18 protein-coding genes are annotated in these 21123 nt (G+C 68.4%); 12 read left to right on the forward strand and 6 right to left on the reverse strand.

Going from position 1 to position 21123, the window contains the following annotated elements:
• Positions 1 to 578: 578 nt before the first annotated feature.
• From OX958_RS14000 to OX958_RS35355, 7 genes are all read left to right on the forward strand, one after another.
• Positions 579 to 1463, forward strand: coding sequence for a ribokinase (locus OX958_RS14000; protein WP_270137828.1), 885 nt, complete (start codon positions 579 to 581; stop codon positions 1461 to 1463).
• Positions 1460 to 3451, forward strand: a complete 1992-nt coding sequence (locus OX958_RS14005) for an SUMF1/EgtB/PvdO family nonheme iron enzyme (RefSeq protein ID WP_270137830.1) — start codon at positions 1460 to 1462, stop codon at positions 3449 to 3451. The genes OX958_RS14000 and OX958_RS14005 overlap by 4 nt, the downstream gene beginning before the upstream one ends.
• 220 nt (positions 3452 to 3671) lie before the next feature.
• Complete coding sequence (locus tag OX958_RS14010) at positions 3672 to 5261, forward strand: phytoene desaturase family protein (protein WP_270137832.1); 1590 nt, start codon at positions 3672 to 3674, stop codon at positions 5259 to 5261.
• 111 nt (positions 5262 to 5372) lie between these two features.
• The gene (locus tag OX958_RS14015) at positions 5373 to 6626 is read left to right on the forward strand and encodes an RNA polymerase sigma factor (protein WP_270137834.1); all 1254 of its coding nucleotides are present in this window, start codon (positions 5373 to 5375) and stop codon (positions 6624 to 6626) included.
• Positions 6627 to 6762: 136 nt separating this feature from the next.
• Entirely contained in the window at positions 6763 to 8088 is a 1326-nt protein-coding gene (locus OX958_RS14020) for an acyl-CoA dehydrogenase family protein (RefSeq protein WP_270137836.1), read from the forward strand.
• Complete coding sequence (locus OX958_RS14025; RefSeq protein WP_270137838.1) at positions 8088 to 9302, forward strand: acyl-CoA dehydrogenase family protein; 1215 nt, start codon at positions 8088 to 8090, stop codon at positions 9300 to 9302. The genes OX958_RS14020 and OX958_RS14025 overlap by 1 nt, the downstream gene beginning before the upstream one ends.
• Before the next feature lie 82 nt (positions 9303 to 9384).
• Complete coding sequence (locus tag OX958_RS35355) at positions 9385 to 9615, forward strand: RICIN domain-containing protein (RefSeq protein WP_442913272.1); 231 nt, start codon at positions 9385 to 9387, stop codon at positions 9613 to 9615.
• A gap of 15 nt (positions 9616 to 9630) precedes the next feature.
• On the opposite strand, the gene OX958_RS14030 is transcribed toward OX958_RS35355, so the two are convergent.
• Genes OX958_RS14030 through OX958_RS14045 form a run of 4 tightly spaced genes read right to left on the reverse strand, consistent with a single transcriptional unit; the run spans position 9631 to position 13268 of the window.
• The gene (locus tag OX958_RS14030; protein WP_270137840.1) at positions 9631 to 10098 is read right to left on the reverse strand and encodes a GntR family transcriptional regulator; all 468 of its coding nucleotides are present in this window, start codon (positions 10096 to 10098) and stop codon (positions 9631 to 9633) included.
• Complete coding sequence (locus OX958_RS14035; RefSeq protein WP_270137842.1) at positions 10095 to 10529, reverse strand: VOC family protein; 435 nt, start codon at positions 10527 to 10529, stop codon at positions 10095 to 10097. Before OX958_RS14035 ends, OX958_RS14030 begins: the two co-directional genes overlap by 4 nt.
• A 60-nt stretch (positions 10530 to 10589) precedes the next feature.
• The gene (locus OX958_RS14040; RefSeq protein ID WP_270137844.1) at positions 10590 to 11657 is read right to left on the reverse strand and encodes an ornithine cyclodeaminase family protein; all 1068 of its coding nucleotides are present in this window, start codon (positions 11655 to 11657) and stop codon (positions 10590 to 10592) included.
• A gap of 30 nt (positions 11658 to 11687) precedes the next feature.
• Complete coding sequence (locus OX958_RS14045) at positions 11688 to 13268, reverse strand: (2,3-dihydroxybenzoyl)adenylate synthase (protein WP_270137846.1); 1581 nt, start codon at positions 13266 to 13268, stop codon at positions 11688 to 11690.
• Positions 13269 to 13524: 256 nt separating this feature from the next.
• Here OX958_RS14045 and OX958_RS14050 point away from each other — a divergent pair, with 256 nt between their 5' ends.
• A complete protein-coding gene (locus OX958_RS14050; protein ID WP_270137848.1) occupies positions 13525 to 15273 on the forward strand; it encodes a non-ribosomal peptide synthetase in 1749 nt (582 codons plus the stop codon).
• A gap of 33 nt (positions 15274 to 15306) precedes the next feature.
• On the opposite strand, the gene OX958_RS14055 is transcribed toward OX958_RS14050, so the two are convergent.
• On the reverse strand, positions 15307 to 16503 hold the full coding sequence (locus OX958_RS14055) for a cytochrome P450 (RefSeq protein ID WP_270137850.1): 1197 nt from the start codon (positions 16501 to 16503) through the stop codon (positions 15307 to 15309).
• Positions 16504 to 16694: 191 nt separating this feature from the next.
• On the opposite strand from OX958_RS14055, the gene OX958_RS14060 reads away from it, so the two are divergent.
• The 4 genes from OX958_RS14060 (at position 16695) to OX958_RS14075 (ending at position 20243) form a co-directional block, all read left to right on the forward strand.
• Positions 16695 to 17468 (forward strand): thioesterase II family protein, encoded by a 774-nt coding sequence (locus OX958_RS14060; protein ID WP_270137852.1) that lies wholly within the window; start codon positions 16695 to 16697, stop codon positions 17466 to 17468.
• Entirely contained in the window at positions 17465 to 18211 is a 747-nt protein-coding gene (locus OX958_RS14065; RefSeq protein ID WP_270137854.1) for an SDR family NAD(P)-dependent oxidoreductase, read from the forward strand. The genes OX958_RS14060 and OX958_RS14065 overlap by 4 nt, the downstream gene beginning before the upstream one ends.
• Positions 18212 to 18289: 78 nt before the next feature.
• Positions 18290 to 19519: a pyridoxal phosphate-dependent aminotransferase gene (locus OX958_RS14070; RefSeq protein ID WP_270137856.1), complete on the forward strand. Its 1230-nt coding sequence runs from the start codon at positions 18290 to 18292 to the stop codon at positions 19517 to 19519.
• A gap of 4 nt (positions 19520 to 19523) precedes the next feature.
• Positions 19524 to 20243 (forward strand): tryptophan 2,3-dioxygenase family protein, encoded by a 720-nt coding sequence (locus OX958_RS14075; protein ID WP_270137858.1) that lies wholly within the window; start codon positions 19524 to 19526, stop codon positions 20241 to 20243.
• A gap of 74 nt (positions 20244 to 20317) precedes the next feature.
• Here the strand turns inward: OX958_RS14075 and OX958_RS14080 are convergent, their stop codons facing one another.
• A complete protein-coding gene (locus OX958_RS14080) occupies positions 20318 to 20800 on the reverse strand; it encodes a winged helix-turn-helix domain-containing protein (protein WP_270137860.1) in 483 nt (160 codons plus the stop codon).
• Positions 20801 to 21123: the final 323 nt, after the last annotated feature.

Below are 21123 nucleotides of genomic sequence, written 5' to 3' on the forward strand. Positions count from 1 at the left end.
CGAGCTGACCGGAGTTAGTCAGTCGAGCTACTGGCGCGAGGTCGCCGGGGTGTTCGCAGGGGTTGACTGCGGCTTCAATGTTGCTTGAGGCAACTTTGTTCGATCGGGGCGGGAAAGGAACTTCCGATCGCGCTGGTTTCGGGCTGCTCCCGGGTGGGAATGTTCGGGAGGCCGTGCTGGGCGGCATCAAGTACGGGCGGGACGCGGACGGCGTACCGGGGGAGTGGTCGCGGCCGCTGGCAAGACGGATCTGGAGCAGACCGGGCCGGGTGCTGGCCGCGGTCGCGGGGTGGACCTGCGGGCGGCCGACGCGCGTCGGTTCGCGCACCGGAGTGAAACGTTGGAGAGACTGAACCGATGAGAACGGGACACCAACTCGGCCGGTACCTCGACGGTGCTCGCGAAGTTCCGGACCGGCACCGTGCTTGGCGCGGTCCCGGGGATTCCGGCAGAGTGGGCCGAACCGCTCGACGACCGGCTGACGGCCGGCTTGCCCGGGACGAACGAGGTGGCGATCAGCGAGCCGGCAGCACGGACCGTGGTGGCTCGGAGGGCAGGACGGAAGGCGGAGGTTGGGCGTGGCTGAGGTCGTAGTCGTGGGCAGCGCGAACGTGGACCTGGTGCTCCCCGTCCCGCGGATCCCACGACCCGGCGAGACGCTGCTGGCCGGCGGGCTGACCCGCGGCCCCGGCGGCAAGGGCGCCAACCAGGCGGTCGCCTCCGCCCGTGCCGGCGCCTCGACCGCCTTCGTTGCCTCGCTCGGTGACGACGACGGGGGTGCCCTGCTCCGCGACGCGCTCGGTGGCTCCGGAGTGGACCTCTCGCTGGTTTCGACCTCCGCCAACCCGACCGGTACGGCGATCATCACGGTGGCCGCCGACGGGGAGAACTCGATCGTCGTGGCCCCCTCGGCCAACGCCGACCTGAAGCTGTCGGCCGACGCGCTGGCCGCGATCGCGGGAGCGAAAATCGTCCTTTCTCAACTGGAGATCCCGATCGCCACGGTCCGGGCCGCCGCCGAGGCGAGTGCGTACTTCATCCTCAACGCGGCCCCGGCGGCGGAACTCTCCGACGAGCTGCTCACCCACGTCGATCTGCTGGTGGTCAACGAGACCGAGGCGGAGGCAGTGGCCGGCGCGAAGTTCGCCGCGCTGCTCGACCGGGTGCCGGCCGCAGTGGTCACCCTCGGCGCCGAGGGAGCGGTGATCTTTGCCCGCGGCGCCGCGGAAATCCGGATTCCGGGCGTGTCGGTGGAGGTGGTCGACACCACCGCGGCCGGTGACACCTTCTGTGGCGTGCTCGCCGCCACACTCGCTGCCGAATCAACTACAGCCCGCGACCTGACGAATGCGGTCCGACGCGCTAACGTAGCTGCTTCATTGAGCGTTCAGACCGCGGGGGCGATCCCCTCGGTGCCTCACGGGGAAGTCATCGACGCGCGTCTTGCGGAGGTATACCTGTGAACCCCCTCGAGCCCAGGCCGATCGATCAGCCCGCGAAGGTCGATCTCGGCCTGCGAGCAGAGCTGGCCTTCCTCGACGACGCCAAGATCCTCGGCGCCCCCGACGACCCGAACGACCTGCCCCGCTGGCGCGGCAAGCTGGCCGAGTGGCTGATGGGCGCCTACGACCGGACGGCGTACGACGGCGGCTCGCACTACGAGGAGCCCGGTCGCGAATGGACCCAGACGGCGTACTCGGTGGCGCTGGTCTGGCTGTGGGACGACCAGCTCTACGACGTCGACCAGGGCGTCTTCACACCGGAGAGGTTCGTCCGGCACGGGATCGAGGAGTTCGGCGGGTACGACGCGGTGGTGCTGTGGCACGCCTATCCGGTGATCGGGATCGACTCGCGCAACCAGTTCGACTTCTACCGCGACGTGCCGGGGCTGAAGGAACTGGTTGCCAGGCTGCACGATCTCGGCCTGAAGGTGTTCTTCGACTACAACCCCTGGGATGTCGGCACCCGCCGGGAGCCGCTGCCCGATGGGGACGCCTTCGCTGCCCTGGTGGCCCGGTTCGGGGCCGACGGCGCCTTCCTGGACACGTTGAAGGAGGCCGATCCGGCTTTCACCCGGCCGTTGAAACGGGCCAACCCGGCGATCGCCCTGGAGAGCGAGTCAAGGTTGCCGTTGGCAAGGATCGGCGATCACGCGTTGTCCTGGGCGCAGTGGTCCGCGGACACCCGGGCGCCCGGCGTACTGCGGGCGCACCTGTTCGAGCGGCGGCACATGATGCACCACACCCGCCGCTGGCACCGCGATCACAGCGACGAGCTGCAATCCGCCTGGGTGAACGGGGTCGGCATCCTGGTCTGGGAGTCGGTGTTCTCGGCCTGGGTCGGCTGGAATGCCCGCGATCGCGCGACGCTGCGCCGGATGGTGGCGGCCCAGAGAGCGTTCTCGCCGGTCCTGATCGGTGGCGACTGGATCCCGCTGACGCCGGAGATCCCGGACAAGGCCCGCGAGCACGGCGTCTTCGGCTCGCGGTTCGAGCTGGCCGACGTGACGTTGTGGACCCTGATCAACCGCGACGAGGAGGACTTCGAGGGCGTCGTACTGCGCTCCGAGGACCAGGTCGGCGACTGGTACGACGTGACCACCGGCGTACCGATCACGGCGGACGACGACGGCGTTCACTTGGTGGTCCCGGGCCGTGGCGTGGCGGGAATCGTCCGCGTCGGCGCTACGGCCGGGCAGAGCTGCCGCGCGACTGCTCGTCGGCTCGGAACGACGCCGCGGCCGCATGTGAAGGACACAGCCTTTCCGGTCGCGCCTGCCGTCCGGGTTGCCGTGCCTGAGGTTTCCGGTGCGGCAACGATCGGTGAGACGGTGGAGGTGCCAGCCGGGGAGCGCTCTCTGACGGTTCGGCACCGGCGGCGCGAGACCGGGCTGTACGACCAGGCGCCGTACGTCGATGAGTGGAAGCCGGCCCCTCCACGGCTGCACGACCTCCGGACGGTAACTCGCGAGATCGCGCTCTCTGCGGTCTCGGTCGCGATCCGCGAGGTGACCAACGCGGAGTACGCGGAGTTCCTCCGAGCGACGCGATACCAGCCGAAGGTGGCGAACAGGTTCCTCGCGCACTGGGTCGACGGCGCTCCCGTCGCCGGGACCGAGGACGAACCGGTGACGTACGTCGATCTCCCGGACGCCCGGGCCTACGCGGCTTGGCGCGGAGGAAGGTTGCCGACCGAGGACGAGTGGCAGGTCGCGGCCGGACTGGACCGGTTCACCAGGGCCGAGCCGTTGGTCTGGAACCTGACCGAGAGCGAGCACCGGGACGGACGCAGCCGGTTCTGCATCCTCAAGGGCGGTTCGTACTACGTGGCCGAGGGCTCCGACTGGTACGCCGACGGCGGGCCGCAGGAGCCGGAGGTCAGCTTCAAACTGGTGCTCACCGGTGGTGGGCTCGACCGCTCGGAGACCATCGGCTTCCGATGCGCCGGCTGACCTCTGGGTTGCCGAGATGAGGTCGGCGCCACTCGAAGGCGTGCGCTCCCGAACAGGTGGCCGCGCTGCGTGGGGCAGAGTCGTGTAGGTGTTGAGCGCTGTATCGGCCGACAGACTGGATTGGTTGACGAAGCTGTTGCCGAAAGCCCTCATCGAACTGATGAGCCGGATCGACGCTTGATGCCGCCTCCTCGGCAGGGGACCGGCTAAGGTCGAAAGCATGCTGCCTCGGATGGTCGATGCCGTCGTGATCGGGTCCGGACCCAACGGGCTGGTGAGCGCGATCGCCTTGGCCGACGCAGGCTGGGACGTGCTGGTGCTGGAAGCCGCGGACGAGCTCGGCGGCGCGGTCCGATCGACCAGCGTCGACGGCTGGATCAGCGACCGGTTCAGCTCCAGCTATCCGCTCGGAGTCGCCTCGCCGGTACTGCGCGCGCTGGAGCTCGAGAAGCACGGCCTCCGCTGGGCGCATGCGCCGCTGGCGTTGGCTCACCTTCTGGAGCCCGACGACGACGCCGTTGCCATCCACCCCGATCCGTCCGACACCGCCGCCTCGATCGGCCGCGACCACCCGCGGGACGGCGACGCCTGGCTGCGCCTCTACCAGGACTACGTCAAGATCCGCGGCCCTTTCCTGCAAGCACTTCTCACCTCTTGGCCTCCCGTCGTCCCCGGCGTCCGGATGGCGCGCAGGCTCGGTTCGGCCGGCGACCTGGCCAGATTCGCTCGCTTCATGGCGATGCCGATGCACCGCATGGGCCAGGAACTCTTCGAGGGGCCGCGCGGCCGCGCGCTGCTCGCCGGCAACGCTCTCCACGCCGACGCCCCACTCACCGGCAGCGTCAGCGGCACCATGGGCTGGCTGCTCGCGATGCTCGCCCAAGATGTCGGCTTCCCGGTCGCTCAGGGCGGTTCGGGAGCGCTCTCCCAAGCCCTCGTACGCCGGGCCGAGACGGCCGGTGCGCTTCTTGTCACCGGCGCTCCGATCACCGCGATCGACGTCTCGGCCGGTCAGGTCACCGCAGTACGGACAGCCGGCGGCGAAACCATCGGCGTACGCCGTGCCGTGATCGCCGACGTCTCCGCCCAGACCTTGTACGGCGAACTGTTGCCGCCGGCCTGCGTTCCGGCCGGTCTGCGACGCGATCTCGAGAACTTCGAATGGGACTACCCGACGGTCAAGCTCAACTACCAGCTGAGCGGACCGATTCCCTGGCGAGCCGCCGAGGCGCGAGAGGCCGGCGTCGTCCACCTCGGCGGTACTGCGGACGACCTGGTCCACGTCGGCGCCGACCTCGATACGGGTCGCTTGCCCACGACACCTTTTCTGCTGATCGGCCAGACCACCAAGGCCGACAGCTCTCGCTCGCCGGCCGGTACCGAAGCGGTTTGGGCCTATTCGCATCTGCCGCGCGGGGTGACCGACGACGCCGAGGCGGAGAAGCTGGCCGGCCGGATGGACCGCGCGATCGAACGCCACGCTCCGGGCTTCCTCGAACTCATCACCGCCCGTGACCTGCAACGCCCGAGCGACTTCATCGAGGCCAACGCGTCCCTGGGCCTCGGTGCGCTCGGCGGCGGAACCACGCAGCTCCACCAGCAGTTGATCTTCCGCCCGACCGTCGGCCTCGGCAGTCCGCGCACTGTGGTCGCCGGGCTCTACCTGGGCAGCTCCGCCATCCACCCCGGCCCCGGCGTTCACGGAGGTTGCGGCCACCTCGCTGCGCGTACAGCTCTCCGCGACGCCTCGCTGCTCGGCCCGCTGACCCGCATCCCTGCCACCGCGGCCCTCCGCCACCTTCAACGCTGACAACACGGGCTGCGGGGCGATCAGTGCCGGTACGCACCCTCGCGCCGCCGCCGCCGTCGGGTAGGTGCTCCCGCTGGAATGCGAAGGTAGGGCTGTGAAGAGGAGTTCGCAGTGAGCGAGGGGGATCGGGTCGAGGGGCTGCTGCGCGAATTGGCGCCGCAGGTCCTGGGGTTCCTGGCTCGCAGGCACGGGCAGTTCGATCTGTGTGAGGACGCCGTTCAGGAGGCCTTGCTGGCGGCCGCGACACAGTGGCCGGCGGACGGCGTACCGGGGAATCCGCGGGGATGGCTGATCACGGTCGCCACTCGCAAGCTGACCGACCAGTTCCGCAGCGAGAGTGCGCGGCGGCGCCGGGAGGACTCGGTGGCGGCGATGGCCGGGCCCGAGGAGCTGGTGGCGCCGGGGGCCGACCAGGACCAACCGCCGGAGTCCGATGACACGTTGACGCTGCTCTTCCTGTGCTGCCATCCAGCGGTCACGCCGGCTTCCCAAGTCGCGCTCACGCTGCGTGCGGTCGGTGGTCTGACGACGGCCGAGATCGCCAAGGCCTTCATGGTGCCGGAGGCAACGATGGCGCCGCGGATCAGCCGGGCGAAGAAAAGCATCAAGAACGCCGGGAGCCGGTTCGTGCTGCCGCCCGAGGACGAGCGCGCGGATCGCTTGCGCGTCGTACTGCAGGTGCTCTACTTGATCTTCAACGAGGGGTACACGGCGACCTCGGGGCCTGATCTGCAACGAGTCGAGCTGACCGCGGAGGCGATCCGGCTGACCCGGCTGCTTCATCAGTTGCTGCCGGACGAGGGGGAGGTGGCGGGGCTGCTCGCGCTCATGCTGCTCACCGACGCGCGACGAGCCGCCCGGACCGAACCCGACGGCAGCCTGATTCCGATCGACGAGCAGGACCGCAGTCTGTGGTTGCGCGAGCCCATCGAGGAGGGCGCAGCCCTCGTACTGCGAACCCTCGCGCACGGCACGGTCGGCTCGTACCAGCTGCAGGCGGCCATCGCGGCGATCCATTCGGAGGCTGCGAGCGCCGACGAAACCGATTGGCGGCAGATTCTCGCCCTCTACGTGCTGCTGGAGAAGATCGCGCCGAATCCGATGGTGACCCTCAACCGCGCGATCGCGCTGGCCCAGGTCGAGGGCCCGGCTGCGGGCCTGGAGTTGCTCGGCACGCTCGATCAGGACAGCCGAATGGCTGACAACCACCGGCTGGACGCCGTACGGGCGCATTTGCTGGAGCGGCTCGGCAAGCCGGCGGAAGCTCGTGAGCACTATCTCGCCGCTGCTCGCCGGACGACCTCGTTGCCTGAGCAGAGGTATCTCAGGGCGAAGGCTGCCGCTGTGCACAACGACAGGAAGTAGTGCCTTCAAGGTAGTGCGCCTGAGCGCTGGCTGCGCCCTGGTGTACGGCGTATTGAGGTGCACTACCTGTCGTTGTGTCCGCGGACCGGAATCGGTATGCGTGACTTGGGTTGTAACTTCAGTTTACAGTTGCTGCATGGTGACCCAGCAAAGCGCGAGACCGAGCCGGCGGCGGGACCCGATCGGGGTCGGCGTCGCGCTGCTGAACCGGCTCGCGAAGTCCAGCGCGATCGATCGGCTGGGGTTGCGCAAGCAGACCGAGCGGGTCGTCTTCGAGGCGACCAGGACAGGTTTCCGGACGGCCGGCGCGCTGACCCGCGGCTTCACCGCTGCCTCCGAACTGGCCAAGCCCGCACGGCTCCCGGCGGCCAAGGGCACGGGCCGGTTCGACCTGACTCCCACCGAGGACCAGCAGATGGTGGTCGGCGTCGTCACCGAGTACGCCGCCGAAGTACTGCGCCCCGCGGCCGCCGAGGCGGACGTCGCCGGTACGACGGACGCCAAGGTGCTCGCACAGTCTGCTGACCTCGGGCTGAGTCTGATCGAAGTACCGGAAGAACTCGGCGGAATCGTCACCGAGCGATCGGCGATGACCGGCGTACTGGTCGCCGAGGCGATGGCGCACGGCGACATGGGTCAGGCGGTCGCGTGTCTGGCGCCGGCCGCGGTCAGTACGGCGATCTCGCTGTGGGGTGACGAGACGCAGCAGGCAACGTATCTGCCTGCCTTCACCGGCGAGTCGGTGCCGGCCGCCGCGTTGGCGATCGTCGAGCCACGGGTGCTGTTCGATCCCTTCGATCTGAGAACCAGGGCGACGCGGCAACGAACCGGCTACCTGCTGAACGGCGTGAAATCGCTGGTACCGCGAGGCGCCGACGCCGAGGTGTTCGTGATCGCGGCGCAGCTCGAGGATCAGGGACCTGCCTTGTTCCTGGTCGAGTCCGAGCATCGTGGCGTGACGATCGAGGCCGAGCCGTCGATGGGTCTGCGGGCGGCCTCGCTCAGCCGGGTTCTGCTGGACGACGTACCGGCGGTGCAGTTGGGGACGTTCGACGACTACGCGGAGTGCGTCCGGCTGTCACGGCTGGGGTGGTGCGCGCTGTCGCTCGGTACTGCGAAGGCGGTGCTCGACTACGTCACGCCGTACGTGAACGAGCGCACGGCCTTCGGTGAGCCGATCAGCCATCGGCAGTCGGTGGCGTTCATGGTCGCCAACATCGCGATCGAGCTGGAAGGGATGCGGCTGGTGACGTACCGGGCCGGATCGCGTGCCGAGCAAGGGCTTCCGTTCGCTCGTGAGGTCGCGCTGGCGCGGCGGTTGTGCACCGACAAGGGGATGCAGATCGGGACCGACGGGGTGCAGCTGCTCGGTGGGCACGGCTTCGTCAAGGAGCATCCGGTGGAGCGGTGGTACCGCGATCTGCGGGCCGTCGGCGTGATGGAAGGTGCGGTGCTGGTCTGATGATCAACCTCGAGACTCCGCGGAAGTTCCGTGCGTTCGTGCACCAGGCGCATCAGGTCGCCGCCGAGATGCTGCGGCCGAACTCGCGGTCCTACGATCTCGCCGAGCACGCGTATCCGAAGGAACTGGACATGCTCGCGGCGATGGTCGACGGGCTGGGTGCGTCCGGGACCGGATCGGGTGCCGGGGCGGGCGGCGTACGGCGTACTGAGGTGGATGGTGACGACGGCCAGGTGAAGAACGGATCCAACCTGTCGTCCGTGCTGTCGATCATGGAGATGTGCTGGGGCGACGTGGGCCTGCTGCTGTCGATGCCGCGGCAGGGTCTGGGCAACTCGGCGATCGCTTCGGTCGCCTCGGACGAGCAACTCGAGCGCTTCGACGGTGTCTGGGCCGGGATGGCGATCACCGAACCGGGGTGCGGCTCGGACTCGGCGAACATCCGGACCACGGCGCGCCTGGACGGTGACGCCTATGTCATCGACGGGGAGAAGATCTTCGTCACCGCCGGCGGCCGCTGCGACGCGGTCGTGGTCTGGGCGACGCTGGACAAGTCGCTCGGCCGGGCCGCGATCAAGTCGTTCGTCGTCTTCAAGGACACCCCCGGAATGACGGTCGAGCGGCTGGAACACAAGCTTGGCATCCGCTCCTCCGACACAGCCACGATCCGTTTCGAAAACTGCCGGGTGCCGGCCGAGAACCTGCTCGGTACTCCGGAAGTCGATGCGGACAAGGGTTTTGCGGGCGTCATGCAGACCTTCGACAACACCCGCCCCCTGGTCGCCGCGATGGCAGTCGGCTGCGCCCGCGCGTCCCTCGAACTGACCCGCGACCTGCTGTCGGCCGCCGGCGTCGAGGTCGACTACGACCGCCCCATCCACCTCCAGCCGTCGGCCGCCGCGTCGTACCTCCAGATGGAAGCCGACTGGGAAGCCGCCTACCTCCTCACCCTCCAAGCCGCCTGGATGGCCGACAACGGCCGCCCCAACTCCCTGCAAGCCTCGATGGCCAAAGCAAAAGCCGGCCGCGTCGGCAACGACATCACCCTCCGCTGCGTAGAACTCACCAGCAGCCTCGGCTACTCCGAACACGAACTCCTGGAAAAGTGGGCCCGCGACAGCAAGATCCTCGACATCTTCGAAGGCACTCAGCAGATTCAGCAGTTGATCATCGCGCGCAGACTACTCGGGAAGACATCCGCCGAGCTCAAGTAGCCTTGTTCAGAAGTCTTCTGAGGGTCCTAGCCAGCCCGGCTGGTACGGCTCCGACAGCCTTTCTAGGTGACCTCATGCTGCGGTGGGAACTCGCTTCAAGAACGCCCGAACCGGACTGTGCCTCGACGGCAGCGTCGCGGGAGGCGTCGTCCTCAAGACCTGCAATGCCGGTGACTACCAACGATTTGTCGAGTACGCGGACGGAACGCTCAAGCATGGTCAGTCCGGGCGCTGCCTGGACGGGAGCGCTTCCGCGGGCGTCCGGCTCTACACCTGCACCTTGTCGTCGCGGGCGACACATTTGGCACAGTGATCGGCCTACCAGAGGTCAGGCCGCCGTGTCGTAGGTGGCGAGGACGATTCGGACGGCTACTCCTCGGACCTTCTTGACTTTGACGAAGCCGTCTCTTCTGAGAGCCGCGTAGGCCGTCTTGATCGTTTGCCAGTCGCAACCAGTGGTGGCCGAGAGGTCGTCTTCTGACGGCAGTACGTCGCCCGGGAGGAACTCGCCTTCGCGAATTCGGTGTTCGAGTTCGGCAGTGAGTGTCTTGGCCAGGGGCCGGCCGTCATCGTGAGGGAGGTAGCGCCCGGCCAGGACGCCTGTCACCGGCGGTTGGGTCGCGGCAAAGCGTGCGCAGGTGTCGAAGACAGGGCAGCGTGTGCGGCACTGCTGGACCAAGTCGCGGATCGTGCGCAGTGGGGTGTCTTGGTCGGCGTCCCAGTCGGACGGGCGGCGGCGGCAGGGGGTGGGCTCGACCATGGCGTCGTACAGGTCAGCGGCGGCCGGATCGATCATGTCCGGGTGGTGGCGCCCCAGTCGTGGGCGGGGACGTCGCGGATGTGTTCGGTGAACTCCCAGAGGTGGTTCTCGTGGTCGTGGGCGAGGTACTGGCGTAGGCCCCAGGGTTTGTCGCGGGGTTCGTGCAGGACCTGGGCGCCTTCGGAGACTGAGGTGGCGTAGTGCTTGTCGACGTTGTCGACCCAGACGATCAGTTGGGCTGCAGCGGGTACGCCGGCGGGAGGGGTCGTGAGGCGGTCGCCTGCTTTGGCGAGCATGACGACGCCGCCGCCGGTGTCGAGGTCGGCGTGGTGGACGGTGCCGTCGACGGTCTGGCGGAGTAGCTCGCGGAATCCGAAGACGCGGGTGAGCCAGTTGATGGCGGTTGGTAGGTCGGTGTAGGCGAGTTCGACGACTACGCCGGGGAATCCAGCGGCGGGGTTGTACACCGGTACCTCCCGATCAGATCGGTGGGTGGCCGGCTCGCGAGGGCCGGCCACCGCTTGGCTTCAGTGGGTCAGTTGGGGCGTTGCGGGGACATAGCCGCGGAGGGAGTACGGGTCCAGTACGTCGTCGGGGTGGCATTCGATCGACACCTTGGTGCCGAGGCCGTGCTCTTCCGCGGCCGCCAGGATGACGTCGAGGGCGAGGTGGTCTTCGAACGCGACGCCGGTGGAGTCGAAGACGGTGAGGGACTCGCGGTGGTGCGCCCACTCCTCGGGGTGCGCGCAGAGGTAGGCCAGCGACGGGCCGATCTCGTCCTCGGCGAGTTGCTGGCATTCGCCTTCCTGGCGGGCCTGTTCGCGGTGGTCGACGCAGACCAGTGCTCGCCGCAGGAGGCTGACCGGGAGTTCGGTCTTGCCGATCTCGTCCGCGCCGAGGGAGTTGATGTGCAGATGGGGAAGATGGTTGCCGTCAGCAAAGACGGGGCCTTGGCCGACGGGGACCGACGTGGCCGTGCACAGTACGTCGGACTCCGCGAGGATCCGCTCGGGTGACGCGAGTTCGATGTCCAGTCCGAGGAAGGCAGCCCGGGCGATGAAGCTCTTGGCGTGCGCGTCCTCGATGTCGTAGACCAGCACCTGGTTGATGTCCATCACCAGGCTCAGGCCGTGGAGCTGGGTGACGGCTTGGGCGCCGGTGCCGATCAGGCCGACGACCTGGGAGCCGGGGTGTGCGAGGCGGCGGGTGGCGACGGCGCTGGCTGCGCCGGTGCGGAGCGCGGTGAGCAGTACGCCGTCGGTGAGGGCGACCAGCCGGCCGGTGTTGTCGTCGATCCGCGAGACGGTGCCGAGGATGGTCGGCAGGTCGTGGTCGTTGACGTTGCGCGGGCTGTAGGAAACGGTCTTGACGGTCACCCCGAGATCCGGGTCCCGATGAGGCATGATCTCGACGACCCCTGGGATGTCACCGGTCCGGGTGAAGCCGGTACGCATGGGCGACTCGGCGCGGCGGCCGTGGCCGAGCTCGGTGAAGCCTTCATCGAGCGTCGCGATCAGGCGCTGCATCAGCGCATCCCGTCCGACGACGTTGAGCAGCCGCACCATGTCGTCCTGGCAGAGCAGCCAGGTGTCCATCAAGATCACTCCTCTGGTTGGTGTCGAAAGTCAGGACGCCCGGCGAGCGGCCAGGGCGCGCAGAGCGACCTTGTCCGCCTTGCCCACCGGGGTGCGGGGCAGTTCGGCAACCGGCACGAGTTTGTCCGGGATCTTGTAGGTGGCCAGACCGCGGTCGCGCAGGAACGCCTTGAGGGCAGGCAGTTCGATGCTCTCGTCCCGCAGTACGACGAAGGCGTAGGTGCGCTCGCCCAGGGTGGCGTCCTCCACCCCGATCACGGCAGCGTCCCGGACACCGGGGTGCGCGACCAGTTGCTCCTCGACGTCCTCGGCGGGGACCTTGTCCCCGGCCCGGTTGATCACGTCCTTGAGCCGGCCGACGACGACGATGTTCCCGTCCGGCGCGCGCCGGACCAGATCCCCGGTCCGGAAGAAGCCGTCCGGGGTGAAGGATCCGAGGTTCTGCTGCTCCGCCCGGTAGTAGCCACGGATGGTGTAGGGGCCGCGGGCCACCAGCTCCCCGTCGACCCCGTCCGGTACTTCGTTGCCTTCGTCATCGATCACGCGGATCTCGTCGTCGGCGGCGATCGGGCGGCCCTCGGTGTTGAGGATGACTTCGTCGGGGTCGTCGAGCCGGGTGTGGGTCAGCAGGCCCTCGCCGACCCCGAACCACTGACTCAGCTCGCAGTTCAGGAACTTGCGCGCTTCCTCGGCCTGGCCCGGCGTGAGTTTCGAGCTGCCGATCTGCAGATGCACCGCGGACAGGTCGACCGGGTTCCGTTGCGCGTGGTCGATCCAGAGCCGCACGGTGGCGGGCACCAGCGTCGTGAAGGTGACCTGCTCCTCGCGAATGAGGTCGAACAGTTCGGCGGGCCGAGGGGTCGAGGCCAGCACGACCTTGCCACCGGCCAGCAGCGTGCCGAAGAGACCGGGGCAGCCGAGCGCGGAGTTGTGGGCGACCGGGTTGACGGCCAGGTAGGTCGAGGTGCTGTCCACTTGCAGCGCCTCGGCGGTGGCCAGCATGTTGTACGCGTAGTCGTCGTGCGTCCGGGGGATCAGTTTGGGGAGACCGGTCGTCCCACCGGACAGCAGGAAGAGGGCCGGCTCGGACGGATCGACCACCGGGTACTGCGTCTCAGGTGCGCTGTCACCGAGTTCGTTCGCGATCAACAGGTGCTCCACGCCCGGTACGTCGTGCTGGACCTCCTGGGCGAGCTCCCGGTAGTCGAACCCACGAAACTCGCTCATCACGATCAACGCGACGGCGCCCGAGTGCGAGCACAGGTGCACGAGTTCGTGCTTGCGGTGTCCCGGTAACGCCATCACCGGGATCGCGCCCAGCCGGAACAGCGCGAACACGACCGTCGCGAACTCCGGCACGTTGGGTAGCTGGACGACGACCCGGTCGAGGGAGCCGATTCCGCGACTCGCGAGCTCCCGCGCCATCAGGTCGGCCCGGGCGGCGAGTCCGGAGTACGTGAGCCGCTGGTCACCGCACACGACGGCCACCTTGTCGGCGAAGGTGGAACACGCCTCCTGCAGCAGCTCGCCCAGCGGCCGGCCGTGCCAGTAGCCCTGGCGGCGATAGTGCTCGGCGAGTTCGCCGGGCCAGGGAACGCAGCCTTCGAGCATCTCGGCTCCCGATCAGACTAGGGGGTTCGACGTGGGTCAGGGGTGACAAAGGTCCTCGGTTCCTTACCGTCGGGCATCGGCCGCGGGACGCCAACCGGGCTGACAGAGACGCGACAGGAGTCCCTTGTGGGCTTGGGGAATCGGCTCGGCCCTGTCCGGTTTCTGTCAGCCGGGTGGTCGCCGATCGCCGCTCTTCCTAGGATCCCCGGCAGGTGAGGTGTCCGTTTCTCGCGCCGGCTGATCCAAGGAGTAGGTCTTGTCCACGGTTCCGGAATTGTTCGAGTCGACAGTTGCCCGATTCCCCGAGGCGCCGGCGGTGATCTTCGGCGACAGCAGTGCGAGTTACGCCGAGCTGAACGCGCGGGCGAACCAGCTGGCCAGACGGTTCGTCGCCCTGGGCATCGGGCCCGACTCGCTGGTGGCGGTGGCCGTTCCGCGCTCGGATCAGCTGATCACGGTGCTGCTCGCCGTGCTCAAGGCCGGCGGCGCCTATCTCCCGCTTGACCCGACCTATCCTGCCGATCGGCTCGCGTACATGCTCGCTGACGCCGGTCCGGCACTGCTGGTCAGGACGAGCGAGGTACCGGGCTTGGGCGACGAGCCGGCGGAGTACGTCGTCGACCAGCCGGAGCTGCAGGCGGAGTGTCTGCGCGAAGCCGCCGATGATCTGACCGACGCCGACCGGTTGGCTCCGCTGCTCGCGTCCCATCTGATGTACGTGATCTACACCTCCGGCTCCACCGGTACGCCGAAGGGCGTCGCGGTGAGCCACGCAGGCACGGCAGCCATGATCGCCACTCATGCCGAGCGGATCGCCCCAGGTCCCGGCGATCGCGTCCTGCAGTGGGCCTCGATCAGCTTCGACGCGGCGTTCTGGGACATCACGCTCGCGCTGCTGTCGGGAGCGGCCCTGGTGATGGCCTCGGCCGATGACGTCCTGCCCGGCGATCCTCTGCGGGACACGCTGCTCAAGCACGAGATCACGCACGCGACGCTGCCGCCGGTGGCTCTGAGCGTCACCGACGCCGAGGGAGTTCTGATCGGTGGCACGGTGATGTCGACCGGTGATGCCTGTACGCCGACCCTGGTCCGCAAGTGGGCGCCCGGGCGCCGGTTGTTCAACGGCTACGGCCCGACCGAGGTGACCGTCGGCTCGACCCTCAGCGGCCCGGTGGACCCTGCCGACGACGAGATCACGATCGGTTCGGCCTGGACCGAGGAAACGGTGCAGGTGCTCGACGACCGACTGCAGGTGGTCGACGGTGACGCGGAAGGCGAGTTGTACCTGTCCGGACCGGGCGTGGCCCGTGGTTATCTCAATCGCCCCGGGATCACCGCCACTCGCTTCGTGGCGGACCCGCAGGGCGAGCCCGGAAGCCGGATGTACCGCTCGGGCGACCGCGGATCTCGTCGGGCTGACGGGGAGTTGCTGTTCGCCGGTCGCGCCGACGCTCAGGTGAAGGTCCGTGGTTTCCGGGTCGAGCTGGGGGAGGTCGAAGCGGCTCTGGCCGGCCACCCGGCGGTCGAACTCGCCGTCGCCGCGGTGGAAGGCGACCTGGCCGATGCCCGCGTCGTCGCCTATGTGACGACCTCGCCAGGGGAGCAGATCACCGCGCTCGAGCTGCGGCGGCATGTGGGCCGGTCGTTGCCGGACCACATGGTGCCGTCGACGGTCACGCTGCTCGACCACCTCCCGACCACGTCCAACGGCAAGATCGACAGGACGGCGTTGCGGAGCCGAGCCGCCGAACCCGTTGCTCAGCAGCACGGCTGGCAGGAAGGCACGCCGTACGACGAGGTGCTCTGCGCGATCGTCGCCGAACTGCTCGACCTGCCGGTGGTGACGGCCGACCAGAACTTCTTCGACATCGGCGGACACTCGGTGATGGCGACGAAGCTGGCCGGCCGGATCAGGCAGGACCTCGGGATCAAGGTTCCGATGCGGTCGCTGTTCGAGGCGACCAGCATCGCGGAGCTGGCGCTGGTGGTCGAGAAGGCCGCCTAGATCAGGCGGCCGGCGGCCAGGCTGACGGCCTGCTCACCGGAAGACGGTGGGCAGGCTGCTGTAGCCGAAGAGGAAGTTCGAGTAGATCCGCGGCGGCGTACCGGCCAGCTCGATCGACTGGACCGAGTCCGCGAGGGCGGCCAGCAGCGCCCGGAGTTCGGCCCGGCCCAGGAACGCACCGACACAGAAGTGCGGGCCGTGGCCGAAGGTCAGGTGCTTGTTGGGTTGCCTGCCCAGGTCGAAGGTCCGCGGATCGGCGAAGACCGTCTCGTCGTCGTTGGCCGAGGTGTTCCACAGCGTCACGATGTCGCCGGCCCGGATCGGCTGACCCGCGATCTCCAGGTCGGCGAGCGCGGTCCGGGCGAAGTGCATGGCCGGCGTGACCCAGCGCAGGACCTCCTCGACGGCGCCGTCGAGCGAGACGGCGCCGGCCCGCAGCGCGGCCCATTGGCCGGGATTCTCGGCGAGTGCCTTGACCGCGCCGATCGCCGACATCCGCGACGACTCGTCACCGCCGAGGATCAGGCTGTAGCAGTTGAGCGCGACCTCTTCGTCGCTGAGCAGTTCACCGCCGACCTGGGTGGTCGCGATCATCGTGATCACGTCGTCGCCGGGGTTGTCCCGCCGGTACTTCGCGAGGTCCATGAAGTAGGCGACGATGTCGTTGCGGGCGATCAGCGAGTCGAGCTCGTCGGCCTCCTCGGAGTCGGCCGACAGCGCGAGCTTGTTCCACTTGAGCAGCTCCGCGCGGTCACCGTCGGGGATCGAGAGCAGATCGCAGATGGTGGTCATCGGGATGTGTTCGGCCACCTCGGTGGCGAAGTCGAACGATCCGAGCTCGACCACGTCGGCGACCAGTCGGCGGGTGCGCTGCTCGACCCGTTCGACCACCGGCCCGAGCACCCTCGGGGAGAAGGCGCGCAACATCAGGTTCCGCAACTGCTGGTGCCGTGGGCGATCGGTGACGGCGAGCATCTTCCCGCTGGCCGAGTCGTTGCCGTGCAGCAGGACGTCGAGCACGGTGCCGCGGGCGGAGCTCAGTTGCTTGGCGTTGCCGTACGCGGACTGGATGTCGGAGAACCGGGTGACGACCCAGAAGCCGGGGAGTTCACCGGGGGAGTCGTGCCAGTACACGGGATGCTCCGGCCGCACCTGCTGCCAGTACTCACGGGCTTCGTGCCGGACGAAGGTCGCCGGATCCGTGAGATCGAGAAACTCGACGGGACTCATCTGCGACTCCTTCGGCCGAACCATGGATGCGAGTGGCAACGACAGCCTGGCAAGCAGTCCCGGCCGGTCCGGGGTCTCTTGCGTAGTTCTTTCACCGGATGACTGAGAGCCGAAAGATTCTGGCCCCGGCCGTCCGGGGAGGTGCAACGCTCGAACTTCGATGGACAGGTGCCGAGCGCGAGGTGGAGGTCATGGCCCGTACCGGAGGTCGTAGCTGGTTGCGGCGGTCACACGTTGTCGCGAGACCGGCCGTGCGGCTGGTCTGCTTTCCCCATGCCGGCGGTTCGGCGGCGAGCTATGCCGGCTTCGCAGGTGAACTGCCCGCGCGGGCCGAACTCGCCGTCGCGCAGTACCCAGGACGTGGTGACAGATTCGTCGAACCGGCCGTCGAGGACGTACGACGGATGGCAGCGCAGGTGAGTGCGGAACTGCTGACACTCGAGCCGACGGCGACGGTGTTGTTCGGCCACAGCCTGGGTGCGTTGGTGGCCTACGAGACCGCGCTCGTCCTGCAGCGCAGCGGAGTACGACCGGAGCGGCTTGTGGTCTCCGCCTCGCCGCCGCCGCGCCTGGCCGGTGGTGGGGACACTCATCTGCGGGACGACGACGAGCTCTGGTCGATCGTCTGCGGCTTCGGTGGAGTCGAACCCGAGATCGCCGCCGATGCCGACCTTCGCAGCATCCTGTTGCCGACCCTGCGCTCCGACGTACGGGCCAACGAGTTGTACGAGCCACCGGCCCAGCCGATCGCGCTCGACTGCCCGGTGGTCTGTTACCACGGCATCGGCGACCCTTTGGTCGACGAGGCGCAGTTGGCCGAGTGGGGTGAGGTCAGCACCGGCTCGTTCTCCGTACGCCGTCGCGCAGGCGGGCACTTCCACGTCTTCCACGAAGTCGGTGAGCTGATCGAAGACATCTTCGCCGACGTACCGATCGACGCGCTGCGGCGCCGGGCGGTGTCATGAGCCTCTCCGGTCGCTCCGTCATCGTCACCGGCGCCGGTTCGGGGATCGGCAGGGCCATTGCCGAGCACCTGGCCGGTGCGGGCGCGCTGGTCACGATCGCCGGCCGCCGGGAGGCCGCCCTCAAGGAGACCGCCGCCGGGATCGACGCGGAGGTCGCGGTCGTCGCCGCGGACGTCGGTGCGGACGGCAGCAGTGACGAGATCGTTGCCGCGGCCGTCGAACAGTTCGGCCGGGTGGACGGTCTGGTCAACAACGCGGGGCTGGCCCGCTTCGGCCGGATCGAGGAGGTCGACGCGGCGGACCTGGAGGCGATGTGGGCAGTGAACGTCCGCGGCCCCGCGCAGCTGATCCGGTCGGCGTTGCCGTACCTGAGGGCGGAGAACGGCTCGGTCGTCAACGTCTCCTCGGTGGCCGGTGCGCTGTCGATGCCCGGCCGCTCCTTCTACGGCGCCAGCAAGGCCGCGCTGAACAGTCTCACCCGTTCGCTGGCCCGCGAGCTCGCGCCGGACGTGCGGATCAACGCCATCCTGCCGGGCCCGGTGGACACCCCCATGTGGCAGGACCTGGGCCTGACCGCGGAGCAGACCGTCGCCTTGCACGAGAACCTGCTCGCCGGTACGCCGATGGGCCGGTTCGGCGAAGGCGACGAGGTCGCGCGCTGGGTGGCCTGTCTGCTGGATCCGGACTTCGCCGGCTGGATCACCGGGGTGCTGCTCCCGGTGGACGGCGGTCGCACCACGTAGACCGCCCGAAGGACAGAGCAGCAACAGCTCGACCCGAGAAGTGACCGCGAAGCTGACCACGAGTTGGGGACCGAAGCGATGAGCCATCCACCTGTTGCCACAGCCATTCCGTCGTCGTCGCTGCACGAGATCTTCCGTGCCGCCGATGCCCGTGAACTGATCACCGGAACGCCGGTGACCAGGCTTCACGTCGGGGAGCCGTACTTCACTCCGCCGGCCGAGGTCGCGGAGGCGATCGCCGAGGCCCAGCGAGCCGGCCGGACGTCGTACACGGATGTCGAGGGGCTGCCGGAGCTACGACGGCTGCTGGCCGCGAAGCTGGAGCTGGAGAACGGCATCGACACCCCGATCTCGCGGATCTTCGTCACCCCGGGCTCCTGCCAGGGGCTGCAGGCGTTGCTGCTCTCGATGGCCGAGCCGGGGACCGAGATCCTGCTTCCTGATCTGCACTGGCCGATCCACGTGCAGCAGAGTCTGCTGGCCGGTCTGCGTCCGGTGTTCTACTCACTGGACGACAGGTTCTTCCCTGACCTGGACTCGATCGCCGAAGTTTCGGGGGCGAACACCCGCATCCTGCTGGTGAACTCACCGGCCAACCCGACCGGTGCGGTGCTCGAGGCCGACCGGCTCGCCGGGCTGCTCGCACTGGCCCGGGAGCGTGGCTGGCAGGTGATCAGCGACGAGGCGTACGAGCACTTCGTGTACGAGGGCAACCACCTTTCGCTGGCGGCGAGCGAACGCGACCTGCCCGCGGAGCAGCGAATCGTGCACAGCGTCTTCACCTTCTCGAAGAGTCTGGCGATGACCGGCTACCGGCTGGGCTATGTCGTGACGGCGAACGACGCGGCCGCTGCCGGGATCAGGGTGGTGCAGGAGGCCGGCATCATCGCGCCGCCGACACCGGTCCAGTACGGCGGCATCGCGGCGCTCCGGATGCCCGAGGCGGCAGAGGTGAACCGGAAGCTGGTGCAGCAGAACCGGGATACCGTGCTGCCCGCCTTGCGGGACGCCGGTCTGCTGCGCGAGCTGCCGTCCGGGGGCTGGTACGCGATGCTGGACATCAGCCGCACAGGGCTCGGCGCCGAGGCGTTCTCGGCGCAGTTGCTGGAGGAGCGGGGGGTCGCCGTCGTACCGGGTTCCGGTTTCGGGCTGCGCCCGCGACTCGACGACCGGGGCGCGCTGGTGGCGATGGACACCGACCCCGCGGCGGACAAGTTGGTGCGGATCGCCTTCTGCGTGGATCCAGAGGTGCTGAGGTCCGGCGTGGACTCGTTGCTTGCCTTTGTCAACGACCGGAACGTGCGGTAGCGCCATGAATGGCCTCACGTACGCCGGCTATCTCCAGCTCGACAAGCTGCTGTCCATGCAGGAGCCCCGCACGTCCGACACGGCCGAGCGCGAGGTGGTGCTGGCCGAGCACTTCTTCATCGTCGCGCACCAGGCCTCGGAGATCTGGCTGAAGCAGATCCTGGCGGACCTGCTCGCGGCGACCGACGCCCTGCGTCCCGACTACGGCAACTCCGACGCCGACCTGAGCGTGGAGTACCTCGACCGGGTCGGCCGGCTCCTGGGTCTTCTGCACGACCAGCTGGTGGCGCTGGAGAAGATGCCGCTGCGGCACTTCGCGGAGTTTCGTCCCTACCTCGGCACCGCGAGCGGCGCGCAGTCCCAGCAGTTCCACCAGCTGGACGACCTGCTGGGCAACGACGAACGTCCGGAGGGACTGTACGCGGCGTTCGAGGCCTACACGGTGGCCCAGGGGATGTCGATCGGCTCGGTCTGCCGGCTGGGTTCGAGTGCCGGCGTCCTGCACCGGGTCGCCGAGGGGCTGATCGATGTCGGCAACGGGTTCTGGCGCTGGAAGATCGCCCACCTGACGATGATCTCCGCGATGCTCGGCGAGCGCCCGGGTACGGCGGGGAGCTCGGGGGCCGGCTACATCGCGAGCCGGATCCGGCTGCCGTTCCCGCAACTGCGCCGGCTGCGCGGCGAGGTACACGAAGCGCTGGTTCCCACCGGTACGCCCAACTGAGCTGTGACGGGATGGCCGGTAAAGCCCTGAGGGGACCATGGCGGTCAGGAGCCATGGTCCCCTGTCGGTTGGTGCTACGCCTCGGGCGCTTCCAGCATGTAGCCCTGGCCCCAGGCCGTTCTGATCGCGAGGTTCACGTCGCCGAGCCGGCGGCGCAACCTCATGATGTGCAGGTCGAGCGAGTTCCGGCTCGGTGCCGGGGACGACTCGTTCAGTCGCTCGGTCAGTTCGTCGCGGGAGACGACCTCACCGAACCGCTCGACGAACAGTTCCATCAGTTTGATCTGCGCCGACGAGATGGTGACCAGTTGGTCGTCGAAGTACAGCGTGCCGACCGAGTCCAGCCGGGGAACGCGCGAGCCGTACACCCGATTGAACAACGCCTCTACCCGGGCGTCGAGGTCGGGCCGCGAGATGGGTGGGCGGACCCAGTCCTCCCGCGGATCACTGCAGACCGGCGGTTCGACTCCTGCCTCGACGACCAGCAGACACGGGATCCCTTCGTCTTTGCAAAGCGACCTCGCCTCCTCTTCCACCGGCCATCGGACGAGTTTCACCGCGCTTTTGGAGTAGTTGGGCAAAAGGTCCCCCAAAGTTCAACGATACGGATGTATTTCAGGGCGGTCCGTACTTGAAGTGGGTCCACTCGAACGAGTGCAGAATGCTCACTTCAAATGATTGACTCCGAGATGTTCAAATGTTTGACTCAATGCTGTACACGATGCGCCCGCGATTTGCCGACACAGAAGTGTCATGGCACGTCCGGGTCCCCCAGACCCGGGGCTGCGAGCGTGATCGCCCTGCCTCAGCAGGCTGTGCAGCGCCGTCAAACGGTTCTGACCGTGACTATCCTCCTTCCCCAGTGCACTTCTCTCGGCCG

Source organism: Kribbella sp. CA-293567, assembly GCF_027627575.1.
GTDB lineage: Bacteria > Actinomycetota > Actinomycetes > Propionibacteriales > Kribbellaceae > Kribbella.

What these genes read in the sequence shown, in the direction of transcription:
- OX958_RS14075 (WP_270137858.1), top strand. Translation starts at nt 19,524, where the DNA reads ATGAATGGCCTCACGTACGCCGGCTATCTCCAGCTCGACAAGCTGCTG.
- OX958_RS14010 (WP_270137832.1), top strand. Translation starts at nt 3,672, where the DNA reads ATGCTGCCTCGGATGGTCGATGCCGTCGTGATCGGGTCCGGACCCAAC.
- OX958_RS14025 (WP_270137838.1), top strand. Translation starts at nt 8,088, where the DNA reads ATGATCAACCTCGAGACTCCGCGGAAGTTCCGTGCGTTCGTGCACCAG.
- OX958_RS14045 (WP_270137846.1), bottom strand. Translation starts at nt 13,268, where the DNA reads ATGCTCGAAGGCTGCGTTCCCTGGCCCGGCGAACTCGCCGAGCACTAT.
- OX958_RS14070 (WP_270137856.1), top strand. Translation starts at nt 18,290, where the DNA reads ATGAGCCATCCACCTGTTGCCACAGCCATTCCGTCGTCGTCGCTGCAC.
- OX958_RS14060 (WP_270137852.1), top strand. Translation starts at nt 16,695, where the DNA reads ATGGCCCGTACCGGAGGTCGTAGCTGGTTGCGGCGGTCACACGTTGTC.
- OX958_RS14040 (WP_270137844.1), bottom strand. Translation starts at nt 11,657, where the DNA reads ATGGACACCTGGCTGCTCTGCCAGGACGACATGGTGCGGCTGCTCAAC.
- OX958_RS14020 (WP_270137836.1), top strand. Translation starts at nt 6,763, where the DNA reads ATGGTGACCCAGCAAAGCGCGAGACCGAGCCGGCGGCGGGACCCGATC.
- OX958_RS14055 (WP_270137850.1), bottom strand. Translation starts at nt 16,503, where the DNA reads ATGAGTCCCGTCGAGTTTCTCGATCTCACGGATCCGGCGACCTTCGTC.
- OX958_RS14065 (WP_270137854.1), top strand. Translation starts at nt 17,465, where the DNA reads ATGAGCCTCTCCGGTCGCTCCGTCATCGTCACCGGCGCCGGTTCGGGG.
- OX958_RS14030 (WP_270137840.1), bottom strand. Translation starts at nt 10,098, where the DNA reads ATGATCGATCCGGCCGCCGCTGACCTGTACGACGCCATGGTCGAGCCC.